The sequence below is a fragment of the Nesterenkonia sp. K-15-9-6 genome (genome assembly GCF_052656005.1).
Map to the genome: position 1 here is coordinate 208,888 of NZ_JBQYEY010000003.1, position 26,718 is coordinate 235,605.

Genomic DNA, 26,718 nt, shown 5'->3' on the forward strand with positions numbered 1-26,718 from the left:
GATCTGCGCCCAGCTGGCTGCCCTCCGGCGCCGCTCAGCTGGGCACGGGTCCCCCGGTCGCGGGGAACAGCGGCTGCTCCCCGCGTTCCAGGGCCAGCAGATGCTCCTTCCGGGGAACGCCGCCGCCGTAGCCCGTCATCGAGCCGTCGGCGCCGATCACCCGGTGGCAGGGCACGATGATGGAGATCGGATTGCGGCCGTTGGCCAGCCCCACCGCCCGCGAGGCGCCGGGGCTCCCCAGGTGCGCGGCCAGCTGTCCGTAGCTCCAGGTCTCCCCGTAGGGGATCTCCTGCAGCGCCGCCCACACCCGCTGCTGGAAGGCGGTGCCCTCCGGCGCCAGGGGCAGGTCGAAGGTCCGGCGGTCGCCGACGAAGTACTCGCCCAGCTGCTCGGCGGCGCGGCGCACGACGGCGGCGGCGTCACCGAGAGCCACCGCCTCACCCCGACGATCCGTGGCGGCATGACGGTGCTCGGCCATGAAGACGCCGGTCAGCGCCTCGCCGTCGGTCACCAGCGCCAGCGGCCCCACCGGGGAGTCGATCATGCTGTGCGACCGCGCACCCTGTGCTGACTGGGTGTTCTGTGTCGCCTGGGAAGCCTCTGCGTCCTGTGTGGGCGTCCGGCTCATGGGCTGGTCTCCTTCGTGTGGGGTGAGGGCTGCGGCAGGCGGGCGACGGCGTGGTCGCTGCTCGCCCACAGCAGGGCGGTGGCATAGGAGCGCCAGGGCCGCCAGGCCTCGGCGCGTGCGGTCAGCGGGCGCGGGTCACCGGGCAGGCCCAGTCCCTGCGCAGCCAGCCGGGTTCCCAGGTCGGTGGCGGGGAAGGCGTCCGGATCCCCCAGCCCGCGCAGTGCGATCATCTCCACGCTCCACGGGCCGATCCCACGCAGGGCGGCCAGTTCGCGGCGGACCTCCGCCCAGGGAGCGCCGACATCGAGACGCAGCCGCCCGGAGGTCAGAGCATCCGCCACCCCGTGGAGGGTCTCGCGGCGCGACGCCGGCATACCTGGCCAGGCCGTTCCCTGCAGGGCCGTGCCGTCGTCGTCATCGTCCGAGGGGGCGTTGGCTTCCGCTGAGGCGAGGGCCTCGGCCGTGGGGAACAGATGCGTGGGGCCGTCGGGCACACGCAGGGCATCGGGCAGCGGGTCGCCGACGGCCCGGGTGAGGCGGGCACCCGTCGTACCGGCGGCGGTGGTGGAGACCTGCTGGCCCAGCACCACACGGAAGGCCAGCTCCTCGGGGTCGGTGGTGCCGGGTAGGCGGCAGCCGGGGGTGCTGGCCACCAGCTCGGCGAGCACCGGGTCGGCGCTCATGGCCTCGTCGATGCCGACCGGATCCGCATCCAGATCCAGCAGACGGCGGCACCGCTGCACCGCGGAGGTCAGGTCCCGCAGATCGGTGAGCCGCAGCTCGGCGTCGATCCGGCCGCGCTCGCCGTCGTCCGGGGTCAGGGAGGCCACCCCGAGGCCATGCGACAGGCGCAGTGCCCGATGGAAGGTCCCAGAGGCCGGGGACCAGGTCTCCACTCCGGGGACGGCGGTGGCGATGAGATGCCCGAACAGACTCGGCACGTGCAGCGGGGGCCGGTAGGCGAGTCGCAGCCTCAGCCGGTGCGGGGTGCCGCCGTCGCCCTGGGGTGCCCGGTCAGCGGCCGGCCCCGGCCGGACGACGGCCACGGATCGTCCGTTCCGGCGAGCGGCTCGCAGCTGGCTGGGGGAGGCGGCGAACACGGCGCGCACCGTCTCGTTGAAGGACCGCACCGAGGAGAACCCGGCGGCGAAGGCGATCTCGGTGAAGCTCAGCGCGGTGCCTTCGATGAGCGTCCGCGCGGTGGAGGCCCGCTGGGCCCGTGCCAGGGCGATCGGCCCGGCCCCGAGCTCGGCGCGGAGCACCCGTTCCACCTGCCGGGAGCTGTATCCCAGGGACGCGGCGAGTCCTTCCACGCCGGTGCGGTCCACCTCGCCGTCGGCGATCAGCCGCATCGCCCGGGCGGTCGTGTCCTGGCGGATGTTCCACTCCGGGGAGCCGGGAGAGGCCTCCGGGCGGCAGCGGCGGCAGGCCCGGAACCCGGCGCGCTGGGCCGCGGCGGCCGTCGGGTGGAAGGTCAGATGCTCACGCTTCGGCGGCGGAGCCGGGCAGCTGGGTCGGCAGTAGATCCCCGTGCTGGTCACGCCCACGTAGAGCCGCCCGTCGAAGCGGGCGTCACGGGTGCGCACGGCCTTGATGCAGGCCTCGGCGTCGGGGAGCAGTGAGGTGGTCACGTCACCAGCATGCGCCGGTGACGCCGTCGGCGCCAGCAGGAATCCGACATCGTTGTCTCGGCCGGGCTACCTCCCCCCTACGCCGAGTTGGTCTGGAGTTGTGGATACTCGACTCGATCGACTCGAGTATCCACAACTCCAGACCAACTCGGCCGGAGGGAGGGGCAGGGGAGCCGCTCAGCGGGAGGTGCGCGGCGGACGGGGGATGCCCCCGGGTCCCTGGGAGTCACTGGGTCCCTGGGAGTCACTGGGTCCCTGGGTGCCGCCGGAGCCGCCGTCGGCCGCGTTCAGGCCGGTGGAGGTCCCGGATCCTGAGGTGCTGCCGGTGGAGGTCGGTCGGTCGCCGCGTCCGCTCGGGTCGGGCATCGGCTTGGTGGCCTCCAGCGTTGCGGGCTCCGTCCCCGAGGACTTCCGTGGGGACGTCCCGGAGGACTTCCGCCCCAGTCTCGCCGCCGGGGAGTCCGCGACGGCGTCGGCGGGCTTGGCCCGCTTCCAGGCCCGGTGGCAGCCCAGCAGCACATAGGCCACCAGCAGCCCCACCGCGAGCAGACCGTCCAGGATGAGCGTCAACCAGGCGCCGTCGGCCGTCTCCAGCTGGGACCAGGCGGCCAGTGCCAGGCCGAGCTTGTGCAGGAAGGCCAGCTCCAGCACGCCGGGGTAGGCGGTCGGCCGCCAGGCCACCAGGGCGAACAGTCCGGCGAAGACCACCAGGCCGAAGGCGCGCCAGGCGTCGTAGATCAGGTGGTCGTCGGCGGCGGAGGCCAGCTGGGCGATGCCGGCACCTGCGGCGCCGGCGGCACCCAGGGCCGCCAGGATCAGCAGGGCACGGCCGACGACGGCGCGTCGCGCCGCGGCCTCGGGGGACGGTGTCATCTCTGCTCCTCTGCTGCTCGTCTGGTGCGGGTGCCGCCGGTGTCAGGCGGCAGCTGCACCGGGAGGTGACGACGCCGCGGAGGCTGGCTCCGCGACGTCGTCGATGCAGTCAGACTAAGGCAGGAGCGTCCCGCTGACCAGGGATGAGGGCGTCGTCCCGGGCTCGGCGGGCCGGTGAGGTCACCGGGAGATCTGCAGCAGGTCGTCTCCGGCGGTGACGTGGTCCGCCGTCGTCGTCGTCACGGCATCCTCCGGCTGGTCCAGCGCCACCACGGGGATGACGGTGGAGATCCCGTCGCCGGTGATCTCCCCGGGCGTCCAGCGGACCATGGGGTCGCCGCGGTGTACGGTGGCGCCCTGCTCGGCCAGGACTTCGAAGCCCTCACCCTCGAGTCGGACCGTGTTGATGCCCAGGTGGACCAGCACCCCGACGCCGGACTCGGCCTGGATCACGAAGGCGTGCGGGTGGATCTTCACGATCTTCCCGGCCAGCGGGGCGCAGACGGTGGTCTCCTCCGGCGACGGGTCCAGGGCGATGCCGGGCCCGACCATCGCGGAGGAGAACACCGGGTCCGGCACCTCACTGAGGGGGAGGACCCGCCCCGGGCAGGGGGCGGCCACCCGCGTCGGTGAGACTGCCGGTCTCTCAGCGGTCACCGGAGGTCCTCGATGTCTTCGGCGATGGTGTCGGCCTCAGGTCCGACGACCACCTGCACCACGGTGCCGCTGATCATCACGCCGTGGGCGCCTGCGGCCTTGAGGGCCTTCTCGTCCACGAGCGAGGCGTCTTCGACCTCGGTGCGCAGCCGGGTGATGCACGGCTCGATCTCGATGATGTTCTCGGATCCGCCGAGTCCGGCCAGGATCTGCTCTGCACGGTCAGCCATGAGGGGCTCCTTCTCTAGGGGTGTGGGTGGTGCGGTCGAGGTGGGTGTAGCTGCGGGATGCCGGGGCAGGTCACGCGTCGGTGCGGGTGACCTTCGCCAGGCCCTGGGGCGCGTCCGGGTCGAGGCCCAGAGTGCGGGAGAGCTCCTCGACGATCAGCTGGGCGGGCACGATGTTGGCCAGCGGGGCAAGGGTCTCCGGCAGGTCGGCACCGGGCACGTGGACGTCCGCGACGGCCTGGAACTCGGGGTTTCCTCCGATGCCGATCACGGTGGCACCGCGCTCCTGCAGGTCGCGGGCCAGGTGGACCATCGGCTCGCTCAGCGGGCCGTCCGCGGCGGCGTGCACGACGGCGGCCACGCCCTCACCGACGGCGGCGATGGGACCGTGGCGCAGATCCGCGTAGGAGTACCCGCGCACTGGGCGCAGGCAGGTCTCTTCGATCTTCAGGGCGGTCTCCAGGGCGGTGCCCATGAGCAGGCCGCGACCTGTGGCCACCGTGGTGCGGTGGGAGGCGAGGACCTCGACGGCGGCGTCCACCCCGGCGCGTGCGGCGAGCAGGCGCTCGACGGCCTCGGGGACGTGACGCAGCCGCTCTTCCAGGGCGTCCGCGGCCTGCGGGTCTCGCCGGCGCAGCGCGGCGAGGGTGAGCACCACCATGCCGACCAGCTGGGCGGTGTAGGACTTGGTCGCCGGGACGGCGAGCTCCTCGCCGGCACGGGTGATCAGGGCGACGTCGGCCTCGGCCGCCAGCGGGGAGGTGGCACCGTTGGTCAGCGCGACGGCGGCCGCACCGTGGTCCCGGCCCCAGCGCTGGGTGGCGACGATCTCCTCCGTGCGCCCGGACTGCGAGGCGCTGACGAGCACGGAGTCGGCGAGGTCCAGGTCGGACCGGTAATGCGTGGCGACGCTGGGGGAGGCCAGTCCACCGGTGAGGCCGGCTTGGGTCTCCAGCAGGTAGCGGCCGTAGACGGCGGCGTGGTCGCTGGTGCCGCGGGCGGCGAAGAGGACGTGGCGTCGGCCGGAGAGCAGCTCGCTGAGACGCCCCTGGGACGGGAGCAGCGCCTCGAGGGTGGCGCGCAGCGCCTCGGGCTGCTCGGCGATCTCTCGCGCCATCTGGGTAGACCGTGCCTGCGGGAGGGACATGGATTCCTGCTTTCGGGAGAAGGACCGACGGGCTGTGTGGTGGTGCCCTTGACATCGCCTGTGATCGACGCCATAGTCAACTGGTACGTACCAGACCGTATCAATCACGCAGCGAGTTGTCGAGAGGTGGATCACGTGACCCTGGAGGACGAGCAGCGGCAGGACCAGCGCATCACCGATGGTCCTGAGCCGAAGCACATCCAGCTCAGCGCCGCCGTCGCGCGCCTGGCCACGGAGTCGCTGACGCCGGGGGAGATGATCCCCTCGGAACGCACGCTGATGACCGAGTACGGGGTCTCCCGCGCCACCGTCCGCAAGGCTGTGGACTCACTGATCGTGGACGGTCTGCTGCGGCGGGTGCCCGGCAAGGGGACCTTCGTGGTGCAGCCCCGGCTGGAGAGCCGGCTGCACCTGGCGTCCTTCACCCAGGACATGCGCCGCCGCGGGCTGCACCCGACCACACGGCTGATCAGCTGCGAGGCGGTGGAACCTCCTCCGGAGGCGGCCGCCTCGCTGGGGATGGACACCCCCGGATCGCGTGGCCGGGCCTGGGCGTTGACCCGGGTCCGCTGCGCCGACGGGCAGCCCATCGCCGTGGAGACCGGATGGTATCCGGCCTCCCTGTTCCCGGATCTCGACCGCCGGGACCTCACAGGGTCCCTCTATGACATCTTCTCCGCCGACTACGGCGTCCTCATCGACGCCGCCGAGCAGACCCTGTGGGGTGAGGCGGCGGACGCTCCGACGGCACGGATGCTGGAGGCCGAGCCGGCCACCCCGCTGCTGGTCTTCCGTCGCGTCTCCCACGCGGCGGGCCGACCGGCCGAGCATGTGGTCTCCCGCTACCGCGGGGACCGCTATCAGGTCCACATGAGTCTCAGCCGGGACGACGTGTCGTCCTCCTGAACGGCCCGACTTCACAGAGAACCACCCCACCACCACCGATTCACTCGCCCCTGGAAGGAGCGCTCCGATGAGTTCGCCCGAAACCGCCGACAGCGGCCCCGAGACCAAGAAGAGATCCACGATGCCCAAGATCAACCTGGCGCCGGTGCAGAAGTTCGGCCGCAGCCTGCTGCTGCCCATCGCGTCCCTGCCGGCAGCGGCTCTGCTGCTGCGTCTCGGCCAGCCCGACCTGCTCGGCGAGGAGGGACTGGGTTGGAACCAGGTCGCGTCTGTCGTCGGAAGTGCCGGTGACGCTCTGTTCGCCCACCTGCCGCTGCTCTTCGCCCTGGGTGTGGCCATCGGCATGGCCAAGAAGGCCGATGGCTCCACCGCACTCGCCGCCCTGATCGGGTACCTGGTCTATGACGCCGTCACTGAGGCGATGTCGCCGCTGGTGCTCGGCGCACCGGCCGAGGGTGAGGAGCAGGCCCTGATCAATTTCCACGTGCTCGGAGGCATCGTCATCGGTCTGGTCGCGGCCTGGCTGTGGCAGCGCTACTACCGCATCAAGCTGCCCCCGTACCTGGCGTTCTTCGGCGGCCGGCGCTTCGTGCCGATCATCACCGCGCTGGCGGCGATCATCATCGCCGTGCTGATGAGCTTCATCTACCCGCTCTTCGACGCCGGGATCACGGCCCTGGGTGAATGGGTCGCGGCGAACGCCGTGCTCGGTGGGTTCGTCTACGGCATGATGAACCGCCTGCTGATCCCGCTGGGTCTGCACCACATCCTGAACAACCCGCCGTGGTTCATCCTGGGTTCCTATGAGACGGCCGAAGGCACGGTCGTCCACGGTGACATCGCCCGATTCCTCAGCGGAGACCCCACGGCCGGGTCCTTCATGACCGGCTTCTTCCCGATCATGATGTTCGCCCTCCCGGCTGCCGCCCTCGCCATCTATCACGCGGCTCGGCCGTCGCAGAAGAAGGCCGTCGGTGGTCTGATGGGCGCCGGTGCCCTCACCGCCTTCCTGACCGGTGTCACCGAGCCGCTCGAGTTCGCCTTCATGTTCGTCGCGTTCCCGCTCTACGTCATCCACGCATTCCTCACGGGTACGGCGATGGCCTTGGTGAACTTCCTGGAGATCAAGATGGGCTTCGGCTTCTCCGCCGGTCTCTTCGACTTCGTGCTCAACTGGAACATCGGTACTGACCCCTGGCTGCTGATCCCCATCGGATTGGGCTACGCGGTGATCTACTACGTGCTGTTCCGCGCGGTGATCAGGCTCTGGAACCTCAAGACGCCCGGCCGTGAGGACGAGGACGCCGAGTCCACCCCCGCCTCGGAGCAGCGCGGATGACGCTGATCCACGCGACGGCGGCCCTGACCCCCGCCGGCGATGTGTCCCCCTGGTGGCTCCGCCTCCAGGGGGAGCGCATCGTGGAGTCGGGTCCGGGGGAGCCGCCCGCACCGGCAGATGTCAGCATCGAGCACGGTGTGCTCTCCCCGGGATTCGTGGACGTCCATGTCCACGGCGGGGGAGGGGCCTCGTTCCTCGACGGCGCGGAGGCGGCCCGCACGGTCCGGGCGGCACACCTGCGTCACGGCACCACCACCATGCTGGCCTCACTGGTCACCGACCCCTACCCGGTGATGCGCGACTCGTTGGCCGGGCTGCGGGAGCTGGTGGAGTCCGGCGAGATCGCCGGCGTCCACCTGGAGGGGCCCTGGCTGAACGCCCGGCGTCGCGGCGCCCATCATGAGGAGCACCTGCGCGCGCCCGATCTGCAGGCGCTCGACGAGTTCCTCGCCACCGGGCTGATCCGCATGGTCACTCTCGCCCCGGAGCTGCCCGGAGGCCTGGAGGCGGTGCGCAGGCTCGTCGATGCCGGCGTCGTCGCCGCCGTGGGCCACACGGACGCCGACTACGATCTGATCCGCGAGGCGCTGACCCACGGGGCCAGTGTGGGCACCCATCTGTTCAATGCGATGCCGTCCCTGCATCACCGGGCGCCCGGCCCGGTCGCCGCGCTGCTGGAGGATCCGGACGCGTGGGTGGAGCTCATCGCCGACGGCGTGCACGTCCACCCGGCCGCGCAGCGGCTGGCCTTCACGGTGAAGCCTCACCGGTGCGTGCTGGTCTCGGACGCCATGTCCGCCGCGGCGGCCGACGACGGCCGGTACCGGCTGGGCAGCCTGGAGGTTCAGGTGGACGACGGCGAGGCCCGCGTGGTGGAGCCCTCCGGAGAGCTCGGTTCGATCGCCGGCTCCACGCTGACGATCTCGGCCGCCGTGCGGCACAGCGTGCAGCGCGCGCAGCTTCCCCTGGGCCAAGTCCTCCAGGCCGCGACGGCCCACCCGGCGCAGATGGTCGGGCTCGAGGAGGTCGGCACCCTCGCGGCGGGATCCCTCGCCGATCTCGTGGTCCTGGGTGATGATCTGGAGGTGCGCGCGGTGATGACGCGGGGCGCCTGGCTGGAGGGCGCGCCGTCGTCGTGACGTTTTGTTGCGCCACCGGAGACAAATGGCTGGTTGCCGGAATGAACCTGACATCCTGGTGGTTCACACCTGGAGTGAGCGCTCTCGCTCGCCTGTGTACCCGTGAGAGAGAAGGAAGCGATGACTGCTGTACCCACTGTCACACTCAACGACGGCACGGAGATCCCGCAGTTCGGCTTCGGCGTCTGGCAGGTGCCCGCCGAGGACGCTGAGCGTGTGGTCTCAAAGGCCCTCGAGGTCGGCTACCGGCACATCGACACCGCGGCCGTCTACGGCAACGAGGAGGGCGTCGGGCGCGCCATCGCCGCCTCGGGGATTCCGCGTGACGAGCTCTACGTGACCACCAAGCTCTGGGTCTCGGACTTCGGCCGCGCTGAGGCCAAGGCCGCCATGGAGACCTCCCTGGAGAAGCTCGGCCTGGACCGCGTGGACCTGTACCTGACCCACTGGCCCGCGCCGGCCACCGACCAGTACCTGCGTGCCTGGGAGGGCCTGGAGGACATCGCTGAGGCGGGCCTGTCCACCTCGATCGGCGTCTCCAACCACCTGGAGGAGCACCTGGACCGGATCGTGGCCCTGGGCGGCCGCACCCCTGCGGTCAACCAGATCGAGATCCACCCCTACCTGCAGCAGCGCGAGGTCGTGGAGGCGAACCAGAAGCACGGCATCGCCACCGAGGCCTGGAGCCCGCTGGCGCAGGGGCAGGTCTTCGACGAGTCGGCCGTGCGGGCCGCCGCCGAGGCCCACGGAGTGACCCCGGCGCAGGCGGTCATCCGCTGGCACCTGCAGCAGGGCCGCATCCTGTTCCCGAAGTCGGTCACCGACGAGCGGATCGCCGCCAACTTCGACGTCTTCGGCTTTGAGCTGACCGACGCCGAGCTGGAGGCCATCGACGGTCTGGAGAAGGGCGGGCGCCTCGGCCCGAACCCGGCCGAGTTCAATCCCGGCTCCTGACCCCCGCCTGGCTGCGGTGTCCTATGATCGCAGCCGCCTGAGAACGCCGCTGGGCCCCGTCCGATGATTCGGACGGGGCCCAGCGGCGTTCTCAGGGACCGTTCAGCGGGTCAGGCCTGCGGGTTCTCCTCCTCCTCGCCGGAGTCGCCGTTGCCGACGACTTCGTCGTAGAGGTGCCCGGACTCCTGCTCCCAGCCCTCGGCGGACTCGGCGAACTCCGGGGTGTCGAACTGCTCGTCGGCGATCGGGTCGTGGTAATACGCCTCCTCGTCGAGGTTGAGCGTGCCGGTCTCCGGGTTGACCTGCGTCGCGTGGGCCGGGACGTCGTGGATGGCGAAGACCATCTCGTCCGTGGTGGTGACGGTGCTGTCCGTGACCCCACGGCCGGTGCCGGATGGCAGGCCGGACAGGGTCGAGGACGTGCCGCCGAAGAACCCGGACAGGGCCCGGCCCTGGCCCGCGACGATCTTGCGCAGGCTCCGCTCCACCGCGGGGCCCTCTTCGGCCCCGGCCACCTCGCGGGCGGTGTCCACCAGGGAGGCCGGGGAGGCCTGCGGGCGAATCCGCACATAGCGAGGCGCCGTCGCGCCCTCGTAGTACAGCATCCGGATCATGCCGATCACCGCCAGCACCAGCACGATGGACAGCGGGGCGGCTGCGGCGATGGAGCTGACCTGCAGCACGCGCAGAGCTGCGTCGGCCGCCTCGCCCGCGGCGGCGATCAGCACGATGGCCGCCGCACCCTCGACCAGAGCCCAGAACACTCGCGTCAGGCGAGGCGTGTCGGGACGGCCGCCGTGGGAGAGGATGTCGACCACCAGCGAGCCGGAGTCGGACGAGGTGATGAAGAAGAACGCGATCACCAGGATCGCCACCACTGCGGTGATGGAGGCGATCGGCAGCTGCTCCAGCAAGGTGAACAGCGCGGCCTCGGTACCGATGTTGCCCTCGGCGTCGACCATGACGCCTTCGGTCAGCTGGTAGTAGATTCCGGAGGATCCGAAGATCGAGAACCAGATGATGCCGATCAGGGTCGGGGCCAGCAGCACGCCGAAGACGAACTCACGGATGGTGCGGCCCCGGGAGATGCGGGCGATGAACATGCCCACGAAGGGTGCCCAGCTCATCCACCAGCCCCAGTAGTAGATGGTCCAGTCGGCGGACCAGCCGCCGCCGTCGCCGCCCGCGTAGGAGGCGCCGGTCTCGAACATCAGCTGCGGGAACGCCCAGGCATACTCGCCGGCGTTGGCCACCAGCTGCTGCAGCAGGTACAGCGTGGGGCCGGCCAGCAGGACGAAGATGGCCAGGGCGGCGGCCATGGTCATGTTGATGTTGGACAGCCACTTCAGTCCCTTGTGGACACCCGTGATCACCGAAATGGTGGCGATGGCGGTGATGCCCACGATCAGCCAGGTGAGCAGCGCCGTGTTGGACTCCGCCCAGCCCATGAACTCGAGCCCCGCGGCGATCTGCTGGACGCCGAGGCCCAGCGAGGTGACCACGCCGAAGACGGTGCCGACGATCGCGACGACGTCGATGACGTGACCGACCCAGGACTCGATGAGCCGCCGGCCGAAGACCGGCTCGAGCAGCCACCGGATGGACAGCGGGCGCCCACGGCGGAAGGTCATATAGGCCAGGCCCAGCCCGACGACCACGTAGATCGCCCAGGCATGCAGGCCCCAGTGGAACAGCGACTGGCCGATGGCCGTGCCGGACAGCTCGGCCTGAGTGGCCATCAGGGTCTCACCGGCGGCGTCGACGCCGACCTCACCACTGATGTCCGGCGGGGCCACCATGTGCCACAGCGGCTCGGCCACGCCCCAGAACACGAGGCCGATGCCCATGCCGGCGGAGAACAGCATGGTGAACCAGGACAGGATCGAAAACTCCGGCTTCTCGTCATCCCGGCCCAGTCGGATGTTGCCCGCCTTGGAGAGCCCGGCCCAGATCGCGAAGAGCACGAACCCGGTGACGATGGCGACGTACCACCAGCCGATCCCGTTGACGATGTTGCTGTTGAGCTGTTCGAAGGCCTCGTCGCCGTGCTCCCGGCCGAACCAGGTGGCGAAGATCAGGGCGGCGGCGATGATCAGGACGGCCGGGATGAAGACTGGCTTGCTGAGGCTTCGCCAGACGTAGCTCACCGACCAATGGTTCACTTCTGCTTCGGTGTGCGAAGCCATGAAGTCCTCCTTGGTTGTGTATTACCGTGAAATCTTGTGCTGCAGTGTCGTCTCGGTCAGCGTCTCGATCGTGGTGAAGGCATGAAAAAGACGGCGGAGCCGTGCGCGCCGCCAGGTCCTCCCGGAGGGAGCAGTCGCCTGGTCAGCAGTCTGCAGCGGCGTCGACGCCGTCATGGTCATGGCGCATCGCATTCTCGAAAAACTGACGCTCATGCTCCATTAGGCCTTAAGTGGAGTCCCGAGGGCAAGCCGCGCGGCCCTGACTGGTGACGATAGCGCAGATGTTCTGTCAGGATAAGAGGTTATCCAATCAATTCTTCTTCTTCCGTCAGGAGAGAGACCATGAGCAGCTCTGTCGGCTCCTCGGGCTCGGCCGGCGGCGTGCGGATCCGCGAGTCCTTCGCAGGCCGGAAGGCCTTCATCCTCACCGCCATCGGCTCGGCTGTCGGGCTGGGCAACATCTGGCGCTTCCCCTACATCACCTATGAGAACGGTGGCGGCGCCTTCCTGATCCCGTATCTCATCGCCCTGCTCACCGCAGGCATCCCGATCCTGCTGTTCGACTACGCCGTGGGCCACAAGTTCCGCGGCTCCCCGCCCATGGCCTTCAAGCGTCTGCACCCCGGCGCGGAGGTCATCGGCTGGTTTCAGGTGGGGATCTGCTTCCTGATCTCCATCTACTACGCGGCCATCATCGCCTGGGCGGCCAGCTACACCTGGTTCTCACTCTCCCAGGCCTGGGGCGACGACGCCGAGGGCTTCTTCTTCGCCGAGTACCTGCAGTACGACGGCGGCGGCGCCGAAGGCGCAGGTCTGTCGGTGGACTTCGTGGCGCAGGTGGGCTGGCCGCTGATCGCCGTCTGGGCGCTGCTGCTGTTCTGCCTGGCCGTCGGCGTGCGCCGCGGCATCGCCACGGTGTCCCTGATCGGGATGCCGGTGCTGTTCGTCATGTTCGCCATCCTGGTGGCCTATTCGTTGACCCTCGAGGGTGCCGCCGCCGGGCTGAACGCCCTGTTCACTCCGGACTGGGGCGCGCTGACGGACGCCACAGTGTGGATCCAGGCCTACGGGCAGATCTTCTTCAGCCTCTCGGTCGGGTTCGGCATCATGATCACCTATGCCTCGTACCTGAAGCGGAAGTCGAACGCCACCGGGTCCGGTCTCGTGGTCGGGTTCGCGAACTCCTCGTTCGAGCTGCTGGCGGCCATCGGTGTCTTCTCGGCCTTGGGCTTCCTGGCGCTGGCGGCCAACACGGCCGTGGACGAGGTCGTCTCCTCCGGGCTGGGGCTGGCGTTCGTGGCCTTCCCGACGATCATCTCCGAGGCTCCCGCCTCCGCCCTGGTGGGTGTGCTGTTCTTCGGCTCGCTGACCCTGGCGGGCTTCACCTCGCAGATCTCCATCCTGGAGGTCGTGATCTCCGCGGTGAAGGACAAGACGGGCTGGTCGCGCGGTCTGACGGTCGCCGTCGTCGGAGGTTCCAGCGCGATCATCTCGATCGTGCTGATCGGCGGGGTCTCCGGGGTGACGATCCTGGACACCGTCGACGCGTTCTCCAACAACATCGGCATCGTGGGCGGCGCCTTCGTCGCGGTCCTGCTGGTGGCCTGGGTGTTCCGGAAGATGGACGTGCTGGCCGCGGGCCTCAACGCCTACGGCTCCTTCCGGGTCGGCACGGTCTGGAAGGCGCTGATCGGCATCGTGCTGCCGATCGTGCTGGCTGTTCTGCTCTACATGGACATCTCCGACAAGATCGCCGAGGGCTACGGCGGCTTCGACACCTGGGTGGTGGCCACATTCGGCTGGGGCTCCCTGGCGCTGGTCACCGTGCTCGCGGTGGTGCTGACGCTCAGCCCGTGGAACGCCCGGTCGGCCATGCATATGGAGGACCCGGAGATCGATGAGGACAACTATGACGAGCTGGTCGGCGCCGATGGCCGCCGCCGCGGCGGACCCGCCGACTCGTCCGCGTCGGAAGGAGGGGAGCGCTGATGGACGCTGCAGCGATCGTGATGATGCTCGTCGCGCTGATCACCGTCTGGGGTGGTCTGGTCGCGGCGATCGTGCACCTCTCCAAGCATCCTGACCAAGGATGAGGCGACGCCTCGGGCGGCGGTCTGGAGGCTGAGGCCCGAGGCGCATCGTGACGGCGGGGTCGTCCCGGTCAGGGCGGCCCCGCTGTGGCGTGTGTCACCATGCATCCACATCACGAACATGTCACAACGATGAATCGTTCCATCGCCCGAGTGTCACACCTCCGTAACTGTTCAATCTTTGAGCTGATCTGGGTTGGATGAGGCACCGGCCGCCGCTACGGTGGTCAGCATGCCTACAGGCCCACGTATGTCCGCGCACGGACTTCGCCGCACCCTGGCGATCAGCGCGACCGCCGGAATCGCCGGAGGGCTCCTCCTGGGAGCCGCCGGTCCGGCGCATGCGACACATGCCAGCGACGGCGAGGAGTCCTCCGCGCCGTCGCTGCCGTCGTACCCGGCCCCCGGGCAGCCTCTGCCGACGCCGGCGCCCGAGGAGGCCGCGGATGCTGCCGACGCCGCGGACACCACGGTGGAGAAGGCCGAGGGCGATGTCCGGGTCGCCACCCTGCACGCGGGTCTGACGGGCGATTCGGCAGAGACCGTGCTGGAGACCCTCCGCGGCGGGCACAGCCCCGCCGCTCGGACCGTGGCCCGCACCGCGCATCTGAACGCCCCGGACATCCTGGTCCTCACCGGCACCACCCACGACTCCGACGGTCGGATCGCAGACACCCTCAACGCCCGCTATCTGGCCCCGGCAGGCCTGGACCTGCCCTACGTCTACACCGCCCCGACGAACTCGGGCATCGACTCGGGCACCGACCTCGACGGCGACGGCCGCATCGGCGGCCCCGGCGACGCCCTGGGCTACGGCGAGTTCCCCGGCCAGCACGGGATGGTGGTCTACTCGGCGTACCCGATCCTCGAGGACGAGGTCCGCACCTTCCAGGACTTCCTGTGGCAGGACATGCCGGACAACTCGCTGCCCCAGGCCGACTACTCCGATCTGGACAAGTCCGTCCTGCGGCTCTCGGCCACCTCCTTGTGGGACGTGCCGGTGGAGATCGGCGACGACGGCGAGACCCTCCACGTCATCGCCAACAGCCAGACGCCGGAGCAGGAGGCCCGCAGCTTCGACGACGTCCGAGCAGCCGACGAGCGTCGCTTCATCGAGGACTACGTGTCCGCTGACCCTCAGGGCGGCGCCTACATCTATGACGACGTCGGGGAGGCCGGAGCCCTCGAGCCCGATTCCTCCTTCGTGGTGGTCGGCGAGCCCGGCGCCGGGCCCGGGGACAGCGCCCCGGCCGAGGCCGAGCCCGAGGACGACCGTGACCTGCCGCTGCTGGACTCCCCGGCAGTGCAGGACCCGCTCCCGGAGGCCGTCACGGACCAGCCGCTCAACGCGCGCGCCGGAGACGACACGGACACCGACGAGCACGCCACCCGGGCCGTCGAGGGGGAGCCGGATCGGCGCGTCTCCCTCGTGCTGCCCGACGCCGAGGCCGAGGTCAGCGACTCCGGGATCTTCTGGCCCGCAGAGGGTGAGTTCGGCTTCGACCTTGTGGACCCCGCCGGGAATGCCGTGCTCGCCGACCGCCTCGTCTGGGTGGATCTTCAGGCGCCCTGACGCGTCCCACGGGCCGAGCGACCGACTGACCCGTCAGCGGTGCGCCCCGACTGCCCCGCGTCCTGGTGGATGCGTTAGTCTCCCTTGGAGAACGCCCCGTCCCCGTCTCCCGGTCGCGGCCCGTCCGCGGCAGAGGAGCTGACGACCCATCGGAGCCGCAGAATGACCCCTGATTCGCTGATCCCCCGCGGTGGTGCCCTCGACCGCACGCCCGCCCCTGCCGAGGCGCCGGCACCGGCGCCCCGGCCCTCCAGTCCACGCCCGGCGCCGGCTCCCCGCCGGAAGAAGGAGCGGCGCGGCCGGTCGATCATGCGGGGCGCGGCCGCGACCTTCTTCGGCCAGCAGGCGCTGACCTTCGCCTCCCGACAGGCCTTCGCCGACGACGGGAGCCTGACCCCGGCCGCCGAGAGCTTCCTGACCCGCGCCGTCACCGTGCAGCGCCCCCTGGTGATGGCGAATCTGCGTCACCTGCGGAAGAACCACCCGACGTTGAGCAACCGGCAGCTGGCGCGAGAACTGGACAAGGAGTTCGTCCGCGTGATGACCGGAGCGGGCGCCGCCATCGGCGCGACCGCGGCGATCCCCTCGGTGGGGACCGTCGTGTCTTTGGGACTCTCGGCAGTGGCGACCGGCGGCTTCCTGGAGACCAGCGCCCTGTACGCGCAGTCTGTGGCCGAGCTGTCCGGGGTCTCCACGGAGGACCCGCAGCGGGCCCAGGTCCTCGTCATGGGGATCATGCTGGGCGAGGAAGGGCGCCAGCTGCTCGGGGAGCTCTCCGAGCAGGTGGATGGCCGCGGCGCCGGACCGTTCTCCACCCTGGTGCCGATGCGATCCTTGGCGAGCTCATCCAGTGTGGGTGGCCTCGTCGTGGACCAGATCAAGCGGCAGTTCGTCAAGCGCTTCTTCATCCGCCAGGGGACCACCATGGTGGCCCGTGCGATCCCCTTCGGGATCGGCGCGGTGGTCGGGGGAGCGGCCAACCACGTATTGGCCAAGCAGATCGTCCGCGCCGCGCACCGCACTTTCGGGGAGCTTCCGGAGCAGACCCCCCAGGCACTGATCGACGACATGCGCCGCGCGCTGGAGCGCGAGAAGTTCCGCGCCGACCGGAAGGAGCGGCGCGGAAGGAAGAAGGAGCTGCGTGCCGAGCGTCGGACCCAGCTGAAGGAGCGTCGCAGTGACAGCGACGCCCGCCGCCGCGAGCTCAAGCTGGAGCGTGCACGCAAGCGTGCTCAGCGGGCCGAGCAGCAGCTGCAGAAGGTCCAGGCCGAGGCGCCCGAGTCGCCGTCGCGCGCCCCCGAGGGCTCCGCATCCGCAACCCCTGGCGAGGATCGGGACGCCTGATGGACGGCGCGGCCGGTCGCCCCACAGCCCCGGGCAGGGGAGGGGCCGACCTGTCGTCTGCTGTTCACCCGGAGTCGCCGGGGCGCGTCGCCTGGGCGTCGCACGCCGTTGGTCTCGGCGGGATAGCGTGAAGCCGTGGCTGATGAACGACGTCGACACGGATCCAGCGGCCCGGTGTCCCCGCTGCCCCAGGCCCACCCGGTGGGGCGCATCCCCGACCCCGCGCTGCACCCGCTGCCGGCGGACCTGGACCTCATGACCCCCCTGCGTCCCCGCCGTCGGGCGAAGGTCTACGCCCACCGGGGCTCCTCCGGCCTCTTCCCGGAGCACACCCGGGCCGCCTACCGACGTGCCCTGGACGAAGGGGCGGACGGCATCGAGATCGATGTGCACCTGACCCGTGACGGAGAGGTGGTCTGCTTCCACGACGCCCTGGTGGACCGCACCTCGGACGGCCACGGCGCGGTCGCCGACCTCACCCTGGCCGACATGCGCCGGCTCGACGTGCACTCCTGGAAGACGCCGCGGCTGCCCGCCGAGTATGGGCGCCCCGGCGAGCAGCTGATGACGTTCGAGGATCTGCTGGAGCTGCTGGTCGACGCGGGCCGGGATGTCGGCCTGGCGGTGGAGCTCAAGCACCCCTCGCCCTTCGGGCACCGGTTGGAGGAGAAGGTGCTGCAGATCCTGCTGCGATTCGGCTGGGACCCGGAGACCTCGCTGGTCCCGGGCCGAGGGGCCCGGTCTCGCCACGCCGCGGCCTCGGCTCCGCAGGTCGACGTCTCCTTCATGAGCTTCTCCCCGGGCTCCCTCCTCCACCTGGCGGAGATGGTGCCCCCGGAGAAGCTCTGTGCGCTCTTCGACCAGGTCACCGAGGAGCAGGTGCTGCGTCGGCTCGAGCACCTGCGATTCTCCTTCGCGCTGCGGCCCGTGGTCTCGGCAGTCATGCGCGGCACGGCCCGCGACTGCGAGGCCATGGTGTGGAACGCCCAGGTGGGGCTGGCCGGACCGGGCATGCGCTTCGTGCGGGAACGACGCGCCGACGTGAAGGCCTGGCTGGCCCGCGGGACGGGCCTGCGGGTCTGGACCGTGGACGAGCTCGAGGACGTCGAGCTGCTGCTGGCTCTGGGCGTGCAGGAGATGACCACGAACTTCCCCGCCCGGGTCATCGCGGCGGTGAGCACCTCTGGTCAGGACACGGAGCGCGCCCCTAGTCTGGTGCCATGATCGTGGCATTCTCTGTGGCACCTTCCGGCACTCCGCAGCCCGGCCATGAAGGCCAGACCGAGGACGGCTCCGTCCACGAGGCGGTCGCCGCCGCGGTGGCAGTGGTCCGGGACTCCGGGCTGCCGAACCGCACCAGCGCGATGTTCACCGAGATCGAGGGCGAGTGGGACGAGGTCTTCGACGTCGTCAAGCGCGCCACCCAGGCGGTGGCCCCCTACGGCAGTCGCATCTCCCTGGTCATCAAGGCGGACATCCGTCCCGGTCACAGCGGTGAGCTGGAGGGCAAGGTCGCCCGACTCGAATCCGCCCTCGGCGACTGAGCGCGGCATCGTGGGCGTCGTGGTGGTCGGCTCGATCAACGTCGACCTGATCGTCCGTGCCCGCAGACACCCCGCCCCGGGGGAGACCGTGTTGGGGCAGGACCTGGAGGTCCGTCCCGGCGGGAAGGGCGCGAACCAAGCTGTGGCCGCAGCCGCCCCCGGCGCATCAGTGACGTTCATCGGCGCGGTCGGCTCCGACGAGTTCGCCGAGCCGGCGCAGTCGGGTCTGCGCGCCGCCGGCGTGGACCTCACCGGGCTGGTCACCGTTGCAGCACCCACCGGACTCGCCGTGGTGACGGTGGACGACGTCGGCGAGAACTCGATCGTGGTGATCCCCGGGGCGAACACGGAGTTGGACCGTGACGCCGTCGCCGGACATGAGGCACGGCTGAGCCAGGCCGCCGTCGTCGTGCTGCAGGGCGAGATCCCGCGGGAGGGTGTGGAGGAGGCCGCACGCCTCGCCCAGGGGCGGGTGGTGCTGAACCTGGCACCCGCGGTGGAGGTCTCCGCCGCGACGCTGCGTCGTGCTGACCCGTTGGTGGTCAACGAGCATGAGGCCGTGCATGCCGCTGCGCTGCTGGCCGGCTCCCGGGGATCGACCCCCGGCGCCGCCGAGGGGCCCGTCGGCGGAGGGTTGGCGGCCGTGCGGGCGCTGGTCTCCGACGGCGTGCCCTCGGTGGTGATGACGGCCGGGGCGGCCGGGGCCTACCTCGGCCGGTCCCTGCCGGGGTCCGGCGTCGAGGTCACACATGTGCCGGCACCCGCAGTGGACGTGGTGGACACCACCGGGGCGGGGACGCGTTCGTGGGCGCCCTGGCGGCGGCGCTCGACGCCGACGCCTCCGTGGAGGAGGCGGTGCGTCGCGGTGTGCGTGCAGGGGCCGACGCGGTCCGGACCACCGGGGCCCAGCCGACGTCGTGAGCCGCAGCGCCAGGCAGGGCGCTCAGCGGCTCAGCCGCGCTGCTGTAGGGCGAATCGGTTCCCCTCGGTGTCCTCGAACAGCGACCACCAGCCCCAGGGGTGCTCCTGGGGCGGGGTCGGGAATCGCACACCCCGGGCGGTCAGCACCTCGTAGGTCGCTCTCAGGTCCTCCGCGTAGAAGAAGACCTCCGAGGTGGGCAGGCCCTCCGGAGCATCCTGGGTGTGTTCGCCGTCCGGGTCGAGGCTGAGCACCAGCCGGGTCTGTCCGTCAGGCGTGGTGACCTCGAGCCAGCGTTCGCCGCTCTCGCCGTAGGGCGCGTCGATCGCCACCTGGCAGCCCACGACGTCCACCCAGAAGGACAGCGCCCGCTGCTGGTCCCGCACGCCGATGGCGACCTTGCCCACTCCTCCGATGCCCATGATGCGTCCTCTCCTGCTGTCCCGGCTCACCTCCCGGCGGGAGGCTCACTCACCGAGGACGGGTCCGAACTCCGGGCGGTCGGCCAATCGCCGGTCCTTCTTCTCCGGGACCACCATCAGGGGGCCCTCTGCGTGGTGGAGCACGCCCTGGGAGGTCGATCCCAGCAGCATGCCGGCGAAGCCGCCGCGGCCCCGGGTGCCCAGCACCGTGAGCTGCGCGTGGCGGGTCTCCTCCACCAGGACGTCCACGGCGGTGCCGTCGATGACCTCGGCGTCGATGTGCAGGTTCGGGTAGTGGCTGTGCAGCCAGCGGCGGCCGGCCTCGAGCTTCTCGCGCAGCTCCTCCACTGCCTGCCCGTCCTCCACATGCGTGGGGATCCACACCAGCGTGGCGCCCAGCGGGGGCAGTGCACAGACGATTCGGAGCGTGGTGCCGCGCTCGCTGGCCTCCCGGGCGGCGACCAGCGCGGCGACCCGGCCATAGTCGGAACCGTCCACGCCGGCGACCACGGGTCGCCTGTCATCGCTGCGCCGTGGAGACTCCGAGGCGCTCTCCGACGCAGAGGCGTCCGGGGTGATGATGGGGATCGCGCCGGTGGCGGTGGTGACGGCGTTGGACTCCTGGCAGGAGAACTTCAGCGGCACCACCACGGTGGGACACTTCGCGTGCGCCGGCAGGGCGGCGGACACCGATCCGAGCAGCCGACCCAGGAAGCCGCCGCGCCCGCGGCTGCCGACCACCAGGACTTCGGCCTCCTGCGAGTAGTCGAGCAGGACCCCGGCGGGGTCGCCGGACTCTATCGTGTACTCCACCTCGCCGGGATAGTCGCGCAGAAACTCCTTGGCCTGATCGATGACCTTCTCCGAGCCCTGGCGCAGCGCCGACTCGTCCATGAGCGCATAGCCGCCGTCCATGGAGGAGGCGGCGAAGGCGGGCAGCGAGTAGGCCGTCACCACGGTCAGCGGCAGCTGCCGACGGTTCGCCTCCGCGGCGGCCCAGTGGGCGGCGCGCAGCGACTGCTCCGAGCCGTCGACGCCGACGACCACACCGTGCCGACGGGAGCCGTCGGGTCTCTGGCCTGAGGTGCCCTGTCCGGGGTTCTGAGCTGGTACGACGTTCATCCTGACCTCCAAGGCGCGTCGGGTCCCGCGTGGGGTGACCCCATGGTACAGCCCAGGACTCGCGCGGTACGAGATGTGGAACACCCCAGCTCACCGGCCGATCCGGACGGGGAGCTGGGGTGCAGGTGTGCGACGGCGTCGCACGGCCATGGACGGTGGGGTCAGAAGATCATCATGCCCACGATCGCGGCGCTCATCAGGTTCGCCAGGGTGCCGGCGAGCACGGCACGCAGGCCCAGCTGAGCGATGTCGGAGCGGCGGTTCTTCGCGATCCCGCCCAGCCCGCCGAGCAGGATGGCCATGGAGCTGAAGTTCGCGAAACCGGTCAGCGCGAACGTGATGACCGCCTGGGACTTCACGGAGAAGGCCTCAGCCTGGGGCGCGAAGTCGGCGAAGGCGACGAACTCGTTGAGCACCAGCTTCTGGCCCAGGAAGGACCCCGCGGCCACGGCCTCCTCCCACGGGACGCCCACGGCCCACATCAGCGGCGCGAACACGTAGCCCATGATCTGTTCGAACGTCAGGTCCGGGGCGCCGAACCAGCCGCCGACCTGACCGATGCCGAGGTTGATCAGGGCGATCAGTGAGATGAACGCCAGCAGCATGGCGCCGACGTTCGCAGCGAGGCGCAGGCCGTCCCCGGCGCCACGGGCGGCGGCGTCGATGACGTTGCGCGGCTTCTCCTCGGAGCCGGCCGCGGCCGCAGCGGTGTCCGTGACCGAGACGTCCGGACGGGGGTGCTCCCCGTCCGACGTCGTGGAGTCCTCAGGGCTTGAGACGTCGTCGCTGTCGGTGGCGTCGTCCGTGGCGGGGCGGTCTTCGGTCAGCGTGGTGGTCGACCCTGAGACCTCGTCACCGACGGTGTCAGCACCTGCTGCGGCCGCCCTGCGGCCCCTGGTGTAGCGGCTGCCGCCCAGCGTCGCCTCGTCACCGGCCTGGCGCTCGGACTTGCCGGCGTCGATCTCATCGAAGGATCCGGCAGGGATGATGATCTTGGCCATCAGCAACGCGCCGGGAGCGGCCATGAAGCTGGCGGCGATCAGATACTCCAGGCTGGCGCCCATGCCGGCGTAACCCACCAGCACGGACCCGGCGACGGTGGAGAGCCCTCCGACCATGACGGCGAAGAGCTCGGACTTGGTCATCCCCGAGATGTAGGGGCGGATGACCAGCGGGGCCTCGGTCTGGCCGACGAAGATGTTCGCCGCAGCGCTCATGGACTCGGCCCGGGAGGTGCCCAGCAGCTTCTGCAGGGCACCTCCGATGACACGGACGACGAACTGCAGAATCTTCAGGTGGTAGAGCACCGCGGTCAGCGAGGCGAAGAAGATGATCACCGGCAGCACTGCCAGCGCGAAGGAGAACATCCCTTCGCCGGCCAGGTCGCCGAAGACGAAGTCGATGCCTTCGCCCGAGACGTCGATGATGCTCTGCACGACGCGCGTAACCCCGGCCAGGGCAGTCTGGCCCCACGGGAGGTAGAGGACGACGACGGCGAAGAACACCTGGATGGCCAGGGCGATCGCGACGGTGCGGACGTTGATCTTGCGTCTGTCCACGGAGAACAGGATGGCGATGGCGAGCACCACGGTCATGCCCATGATGCCCCAGAGGATGTTGATCACGAGAGCCTTTCCTCTCAGATGCGGAGTGATGACTGGCGGCGAACCGTCGGGGTGACCGCGGGCCGCAGGATCAAATGGGGGAATCCCCGAATATCAGGGCAAGTATGCCGAATCACTGAGCTGTGCGCCACACCGGCCGGGTCGGCTGTGCGGTATGACGACGGCGGGCCCGGACAGACGCAGTGTCCGTCCGGGCCCGCCGTGGTCAGCAGGTGGTCGCCTGCCGGCGGATCACCAGTAGCGCTTCGCCACCGGGTGCGGGTCCTGGTAGGCGTAGTACAGGTCGGTGACCGTCAGTCCCGCCTGCGGGTTCCGGGCATGGGCGATCTTGCCGTTGCCGATGTAGATCGCGTTGTGGGTGGCGCGGCCGCCGTTGACCCAGAAGACGATGTCACCGGGCTGCAGGCTGTCCAGCGAGACCGACTGGCCGCCCTGGAACTGCTGGTGCGCGGTGCGCGGCAGGGAGATCCCGGCCTGGGCGAACGCCGCCTGCATCAGCGAGGAGCAGTCCCAGGCCTTCGGGCCGGTGGCGCCCAGCACATAGTGGGTGCCCGGCTCGTTGACCTTGCCGACGGCGAAGTCCACGGCGATCTGTGCGGCCGAGGAGCTGCCCGCGGCCACGGACTGCCCGCCCGAGCCGGAGCTCGAGCTGCCGGAGCTGGAGGACCCGGAGTCCGAGGACCCGGAGCCGGAGGAGCTGCTGCTCTCTTCGGGTGCGGGCTCCGGCTCGGGCTCGGGCTCGGGTGCCGGAGTGAGGCGGGTGACCTCGCGCTGCAGGGCGGCGTGGTCGATGACGCCGTTGCCGCCCACCAGGTCGGAGTCTCCCAGGATGGACTCGAAGGTCTCCTGCACTCCGTCACCGCGCAGCTCAGCCAGCTGCTCCACCAGAGCACGGGTGCCGGGCAGGTACTGGTCCAGGCTCGGTCCGGTCGGCTGCGAAGAGCTGCTGCCGGAGGATCCGCTGCCCGATGATCCGGAGCTGGAGGACCCGGAGCTCGACGAGCTGCTGCTGTCCTCCTCCGGCTCAGGCTCAGGCTCAGGCTCCGGCTCGGGGGTGAGCTCGGCGACCCGGGCGCGGATGGCGCTGTGGTCCAGCAGGCCGGAGGAGTCGGTGAAGTCCGAGTCCTTGATCAGCTGGTCGAACATGTCGGAGGCGGATTCGCCCTCAAGCTCGGCGAGCTCCTCGACCAGCGCGCGGGTGCCCGGCAGGTACTGGTCCAGGCTCGGACCGGAAGGCTGCGGGGCGCTCGCCTCGGAGGAGCTGGAGGAGCTGCTGCTCTCCTCCTCCGGCTCAGGCTCGGGCTCGGGGGTGAGCTCGGCGACACGGGCGCGGATGGCGCTGTGGTCCAGCAGGCCGTCGGAGTCGGTGAAGTCCGAGTCGTCGATCAGCTTGGCGAACATCGATTCCACGGACTCGTCCTCGAGCTCGGCGAGCTCCTTCACGAGCCCCTGGGTGCCGGGCAGGTAGTCGTCCAGGCGGTGGGCCGGCTGGGCCGGCTCCTCCTCGGCAGCCTCGTCCTCGGACGCGTCGGCGTCGCTGGCCTCGTCCTCGCTGGCCTCATCTTCCTCAGGCTCCGGCTCGGGCTCCGGCTCGAGCTCGTAGACACGGGCCTGGATGGCTGCGTGGTCGAGCAGGCCGTCGGAGTCGGTGTAGTCGTCGTCGGCGATGAGCTCGGCGAACAGCGACTCGACGTCGGTGTCCTCCAGCTCGGCGAGGCGCTCCACCAGGCCCTGGGTGCCGGGCAGGTAGTCCTCCAGGCGGTGCGAGGAGGTCGCCGGGGCGTCCTCCTCCTCGGAGGTCTCGTCTGCCGCGGCGTCATCGGCATCCTCGTCCTCAGTGCCTTCAGCGTCCTCGTCTTCATCCTCGGGCTCAGGCTCAGGCTCAGGCTCCGGCTCGAGCTCGTAGACGCGTGCCAGAACGGCGGAGTGGTCCAGCAGGCCGTCCTCGTCCAGGAAGTCCTCGTCCTCGATGAGCTCGGCGAACAGGGACTCGACGTCCGTGTCCTCCAGCTCGGCCAGGCGCTGCACGAGCTCCCGGGTCCCTTCGAGGTACTGGTCGAGGCTCTGAGCCGGGAGCTCAGCATCGGCAGGGTCGGGGGCCTCGGACTCGTCGGGCGATGAAGCTTCCCCTTCTTCATCGTCCGACGAGTCCTCGGCGGTCTCGTCCTCGGCGTCCTCCGCTGACTCCTCGTCCTCGGAGTCGGCCGACATCATCTCGCGCAGCTGCGCGATGCGGTAGGCGATCTGCTGCGGGTCGACGTCGCCGTTCTCGTCGTGGAAGTCTGAGTTCGCCTCGATCTGGGCGCGGAGGATCTCCACGGGCACGCCCTTGAGGTCGGCCAGCTCTTCGATGAGCTCGAGGGCGCGCTCACCGACCTGGGTGACGTGCTCGGCGCTCTCCTCGGACTGCCGGTCAGCGGCCTCGGCAGCTTCGGCGGCGGCCGTGGACTGCTGGGCGGCCTGTTCGGCCAGCGCGTCGGCCTCGGAGGATTCCTGCTCGGCCTGCGCGGCGTCGGACTCGGCCTGCTCCTCGAGCCGCTGTTCGGTGGCGGCGTCCGCCAGGGCGTTCTCATCCTCGGAGAGGAGGACGTCGCCCGCGCCGGTGTCGCCGGCGGCGTACTGCTCAGCCGCGCCGGAGTCGGCGGTCTCGGCGGCCTCTCGGGCTGCCTCGGCTGCGGCGGCGGCCTCAGCGGCCTCCTGTTCGGCCTCGAGGGCCTTCTGGTGCTCCATCTGCACCGCGGCCTCGAGCTCCAGAGCGCGCTGGTTGGCCTGCGAGAGTCGCTCGTTGATCTCGGAGATCATCTGGTCCGTCGCCTGGGAGGATTCCTTGGCGCTGGAGATCTCCTTGGCCGAGGGCACTTCCGGAAGCTCGGTCACCACGACGGAGGCTGCGGATCCCTCGGCGTTCTGGTTCTGCTGCTGGACGGTGCTGGCGGCGCGGTCAGCCAGCAGATCGGGAAGCGTCGTCCCGACCAGGGCAGTCGTCACGACGGCGGCAGTCACTGCTGCCACGCCGAGATTGCGGCGGTTCTTCACGGTAGTTCCTCACTTGTTCCTCACGGGCGCAGCACCACGCGCTCGGGCCGGCCGCTGGATGCGGACGCCTCGGTCCTGTGGGGTGCTGGTTCGACCGTGGAGATCTGCGGACCGCGACGACGCGCAGAGCTCCCGCGATGGGATTGTCGGACCAGTGCCCCAGGACTCTCATCGGCGACACCGACGGTCTCCGGCCCTGCTGTCCCGCAGACCCTGTCAGGGGCCTCCGTTCCGCTCGGACGTGTTGACGCCGTCACGGGTGACAGTGGTGCCGACGACCGTCAGAGAAGGGAATCGCATGACGGCCATGTGGCGCTACACCCGTCACGATAGTTGCGGTTTCGTCACCTTGGCAACAGCTCGTGTCGTTCCTGTGATCTACCTGTGAGGCCCGGATCCGCGTCATTCCGGGGATCGGAGGTCACGGAAAGGTATCGCTCAACCTTCAAGTAGGTTGAAGGTTGAGCTTCCGTGACTTCGACTTTCTCATGTGATATCGCCTGGCCTCAGGGGTGGGGAGAGGGGGCTGTGCGCCCTGTGGTCCGGCGCGCTCATCCCCAGCCGAGGCGATGCAGCGTCGCGTCGTCGATGCCGAAGAAATGGGCGACCTCGTGGACGACGGTGATGGTCACCTGTTCGACGACCTCGTCGCGTGTGGAGCACATCTGCAGGATCGGCTCCTTGTACAGGGTGATGCGGTCCGGCATGGCCCACGGCTCCCCGCCGCGCTCGGTCAACGGGATGCCCTCATAGAGGCCCAGCAGCACCGTATCCGGGTGCTCGCCGGGCTCCGGCTCGTAGCGGTCCTCCACGAAGACGGCGACGTTGTCCAGCTTGTCGCGCAGGGCCTGCGGGATCATCTCCAGGGCGCGGGCGGCTGCCTCGTCGAAGTCCTCGTCGCTCATCTGAACCGGCATGGGCTCCAGTCTAGGGGCCCCTCCGTGGAGCGTCGCCGCCGGCGTGTGTGTTGTGGGGCAGATGAGATCTATGCGGTGAGCGCTCCTGACCGGGGGGAACTGTGATCGATCACAGAAAGTCTGGGAAAACCCTTGACACGGCTGGTGTGATCCCGCTTACATTTGTGTCGTATCGCAGGACAAAAGGACGCCGCAGCCGGGATCGACCTCGAGCCGCGGGAATGCTCGCACCGCTTCGGCCGTGGAGCCGGATCAGGACGGGGAGGACACTGTGACAGCGATAGGCGAGACGGAGGGGACCACGTCTCCCTCCACCCGGAGGATCGGCGCCGTGCCGCGCCTCTGGCCCCCGGGGGTGCGTCGTCGGGGTGGGTATGCGGGGACCAATGACACCAATACGTGGCGGCATGCGTTGCGGAAGGATTGGCGGCTGTACAGC

General features: G+C 70.2%; 22 protein-coding genes and 1 pseudogene. 11 read left to right on the plus strand and 12 right to left on the minus strand.

Going from position 1 to position 26,718, the window contains the following annotated elements:
* Nucleotides 1-34: 34 nt before the first annotated feature.
* The 6 genes from SD455_RS03295 to SD455_RS03320 form a co-directional block, all read right to left on the minus strand.
* Nucleotides 35-628 carry a methylated-DNA--[protein]-cysteine S-methyltransferase gene (locus SD455_RS03295; protein WP_311026181.1) on the minus strand — a complete coding sequence of 198 codons (594 nt, stop codon included), beginning with the start codon at nucleotides 626-628 and terminating at the stop codon, nucleotides 35-37.
* Nucleotides 625-2,259: an AlkA N-terminal domain-containing protein gene (locus SD455_RS03300; RefSeq protein ID WP_445507236.1), complete on the minus strand. Its 1,635-nt coding sequence runs from the start codon at nucleotides 2,257-2,259 to the stop codon at nucleotides 625-627. The genes SD455_RS03295 and SD455_RS03300 overlap by 4 nt, the downstream gene beginning before the upstream one ends.
* Nucleotides 2,260-2,436: 177 nt before the next feature.
* The gene (locus SD455_RS03305; RefSeq protein WP_445507237.1) at nucleotides 2,437-3,132 is read right to left on the minus strand and encodes a hypothetical protein; all 696 of its coding nucleotides are present in this window, start codon (nucleotides 3,130-3,132) and stop codon (nucleotides 2,437-2,439) included.
* A 180-nt stretch (nucleotides 3,133-3,312) separates the two neighbouring features.
* Nucleotides 3,313-3,789: a PTS sugar transporter subunit IIA gene (locus SD455_RS03310; RefSeq protein WP_139827800.1), complete on the minus strand. Its 477-nt coding sequence runs from the start codon at nucleotides 3,787-3,789 to the stop codon at nucleotides 3,313-3,315.
* Nucleotides 3,786-4,019: a glucose PTS transporter subunit EIIB gene (locus SD455_RS03315; RefSeq protein ID WP_070161229.1), complete on the minus strand. Its 234-nt coding sequence runs from the start codon at nucleotides 4,017-4,019 to the stop codon at nucleotides 3,786-3,788. The genes SD455_RS03310 and SD455_RS03315 overlap by 4 nt, the downstream gene beginning before the upstream one ends.
* 70 nt (nucleotides 4,020-4,089) lie before the next feature.
* On the minus strand, nucleotides 4,090-5,133 hold the full coding sequence (locus SD455_RS03320; protein ID WP_445507238.1) for an SIS domain-containing protein: 1,044 nt from the start codon (nucleotides 5,131-5,133) through the stop codon (nucleotides 4,090-4,092).
* 165 nt (nucleotides 5,134-5,298) lie between these two features.
* Between SD455_RS03320 and SD455_RS03325 the strand changes: the two genes are divergently transcribed.
* The 4 genes from SD455_RS03325 to SD455_RS03340 all read left to right on the plus strand — a co-directional run bounded on the left by SD455_RS03325 (nucleotide 5,299) and on the right by SD455_RS03340 (nucleotide 9,501).
* Nucleotides 5,299-6,069: a GntR family transcriptional regulator gene (locus SD455_RS03325; RefSeq protein ID WP_311026185.1), complete on the plus strand. Its 771-nt coding sequence runs from the start codon at nucleotides 5,299-5,301 to the stop codon at nucleotides 6,067-6,069.
* Between the two features lie 67 nt (nucleotides 6,070-6,136).
* Nucleotides 6,137-7,408: a PTS transporter subunit EIIC gene (locus SD455_RS03330; RefSeq protein ID WP_083277636.1), complete on the plus strand. Its 1,272-nt coding sequence runs from the start codon at nucleotides 6,137-6,139 to the stop codon at nucleotides 7,406-7,408.
* Nucleotides 7,405-8,547, plus strand: coding sequence for an N-acetylglucosamine-6-phosphate deacetylase (nagA, locus tag SD455_RS03335; protein WP_445507239.1), 1,143 nt, complete (start codon nucleotides 7,405-7,407; stop codon nucleotides 8,545-8,547). The genes SD455_RS03330 and nagA overlap by 4 nt, the downstream gene beginning before the upstream one ends.
* Before the next feature lie 120 nt (nucleotides 8,548-8,667).
* Nucleotides 8,668-9,501 carry an aldo/keto reductase gene (locus tag SD455_RS03340; RefSeq protein WP_070161234.1) on the plus strand — a complete coding sequence of 278 codons (834 nt, stop codon included), beginning with the start codon at nucleotides 8,668-8,670 and terminating at the stop codon, nucleotides 9,499-9,501.
* A gap of 110 nt (nucleotides 9,502-9,611) precedes the next feature.
* Here the strand turns inward: SD455_RS03340 and SD455_RS03345 are convergent, their stop codons facing one another.
* Nucleotides 9,612-11,687, minus strand: a complete 2,076-nt coding sequence (locus tag SD455_RS03345) for a BCCT family transporter (protein ID WP_311026188.1) — start codon at nucleotides 11,685-11,687, stop codon at nucleotides 9,612-9,614.
* A 342-nt stretch (nucleotides 11,688-12,029) separates the two neighbouring features.
* Between SD455_RS03345 and SD455_RS03350 the strand changes: the two genes are divergently transcribed.
* The 7 genes from SD455_RS03350 to SD455_RS03380 all read left to right on the plus strand — a co-directional run bounded on the left by SD455_RS03350 (nucleotide 12,030) and on the right by SD455_RS03380 (nucleotide 19,313).
* Complete coding sequence (locus SD455_RS03350) at nucleotides 12,030-13,676, plus strand: sodium-dependent transporter (protein WP_311026189.1); 1,647 nt, start codon at nucleotides 12,030-12,032, stop codon at nucleotides 13,674-13,676.
* A complete protein-coding gene (locus SD455_RS03355) occupies nucleotides 13,676-13,780 on the plus strand; it encodes a methionine/alanine import family NSS transporter small subunit (protein WP_170922698.1) in 105 nt (34 codons plus the stop codon). Before SD455_RS03350 ends, SD455_RS03355 begins: the two co-directional genes overlap by 1 nt.
* 229 nt (nucleotides 13,781-14,009) lie before the next feature.
* On the plus strand, nucleotides 14,010-15,350 hold the full coding sequence (locus tag SD455_RS03360; RefSeq protein ID WP_445507240.1) for an endonuclease/exonuclease/phosphatase family protein: 1,341 nt from the start codon (nucleotides 14,010-14,012) through the stop codon (nucleotides 15,348-15,350).
* Between the two features lie 162 nt (nucleotides 15,351-15,512).
* The gene (locus tag SD455_RS03365; RefSeq protein WP_311026190.1) at nucleotides 15,513-16,694 is read left to right on the plus strand and encodes a hypothetical protein; all 1,182 of its coding nucleotides are present in this window, start codon (nucleotides 15,513-15,515) and stop codon (nucleotides 16,692-16,694) included.
* A gap of 135 nt (nucleotides 16,695-16,829) precedes the next feature.
* Nucleotides 16,830-17,918: a glycerophosphodiester phosphodiesterase gene (locus SD455_RS03370; RefSeq protein ID WP_311026191.1), complete on the plus strand. Its 1,089-nt coding sequence runs from the start codon at nucleotides 16,830-16,832 to the stop codon at nucleotides 17,916-17,918.
* Entirely contained in the window at nucleotides 17,915-18,238 is a 324-nt protein-coding gene (locus tag SD455_RS03375; RefSeq protein ID WP_070158511.1) for a thiamine-binding protein, read from the plus strand. The genes SD455_RS03370 and SD455_RS03375 overlap by 4 nt, the downstream gene beginning before the upstream one ends.
* Nucleotides 18,239-18,257: 19 nt before the next feature.
* Nucleotides 18,258-19,313: a ribokinase gene (locus tag SD455_RS03380; protein ID WP_445507241.1), complete on the plus strand. Its 1,056-nt coding sequence runs from the start codon at nucleotides 18,258-18,260 to the stop codon at nucleotides 19,311-19,313.
* Here SD455_RS03380 and SD455_RS03385 read toward each other — a convergent pair.
* From SD455_RS03385 to SD455_RS03405, 5 genes and pseudogenes are all read right to left on the minus strand, one after another.
* Nucleotides 19,265-19,579: pseudogene (locus SD455_RS03385) on the minus strand (VOC family protein); the annotation flags it as partial. The gene SD455_RS03380 and the pseudogene SD455_RS03385 overlap by 49 nt on opposite strands.
* A gap of 45 nt (nucleotides 19,580-19,624) precedes the next feature.
* The gene (locus SD455_RS03390; protein WP_445507242.1) at nucleotides 19,625-20,701 is read right to left on the minus strand and encodes a universal stress protein; all 1,077 of its coding nucleotides are present in this window, start codon (nucleotides 20,699-20,701) and stop codon (nucleotides 19,625-19,627) included.
* A 161-nt stretch (nucleotides 20,702-20,862) separates the two neighbouring features.
* Nucleotides 20,863-22,326 (minus strand): NupC/NupG family nucleoside CNT transporter, encoded by a 1,464-nt coding sequence (locus SD455_RS03395; RefSeq protein WP_445507243.1) that lies wholly within the window; start codon nucleotides 22,324-22,326, stop codon nucleotides 20,863-20,865.
* A gap of 231 nt (nucleotides 22,327-22,557) precedes the next feature.
* Entirely contained in the window at nucleotides 22,558-25,362 is a 2,805-nt protein-coding gene (locus SD455_RS03400; RefSeq protein WP_445507244.1) for an NlpC/P60 family protein, read from the minus strand.
* Nucleotides 25,363-25,913: 551 nt separating this feature from the next.
* Nucleotides 25,914-26,279, minus strand: a complete 366-nt coding sequence (locus SD455_RS03405; protein ID WP_445507245.1) for a metallopeptidase family protein — start codon at nucleotides 26,277-26,279, stop codon at nucleotides 25,914-25,916.
* Nucleotides 26,280-26,718: the final 439 nt, after the last annotated feature.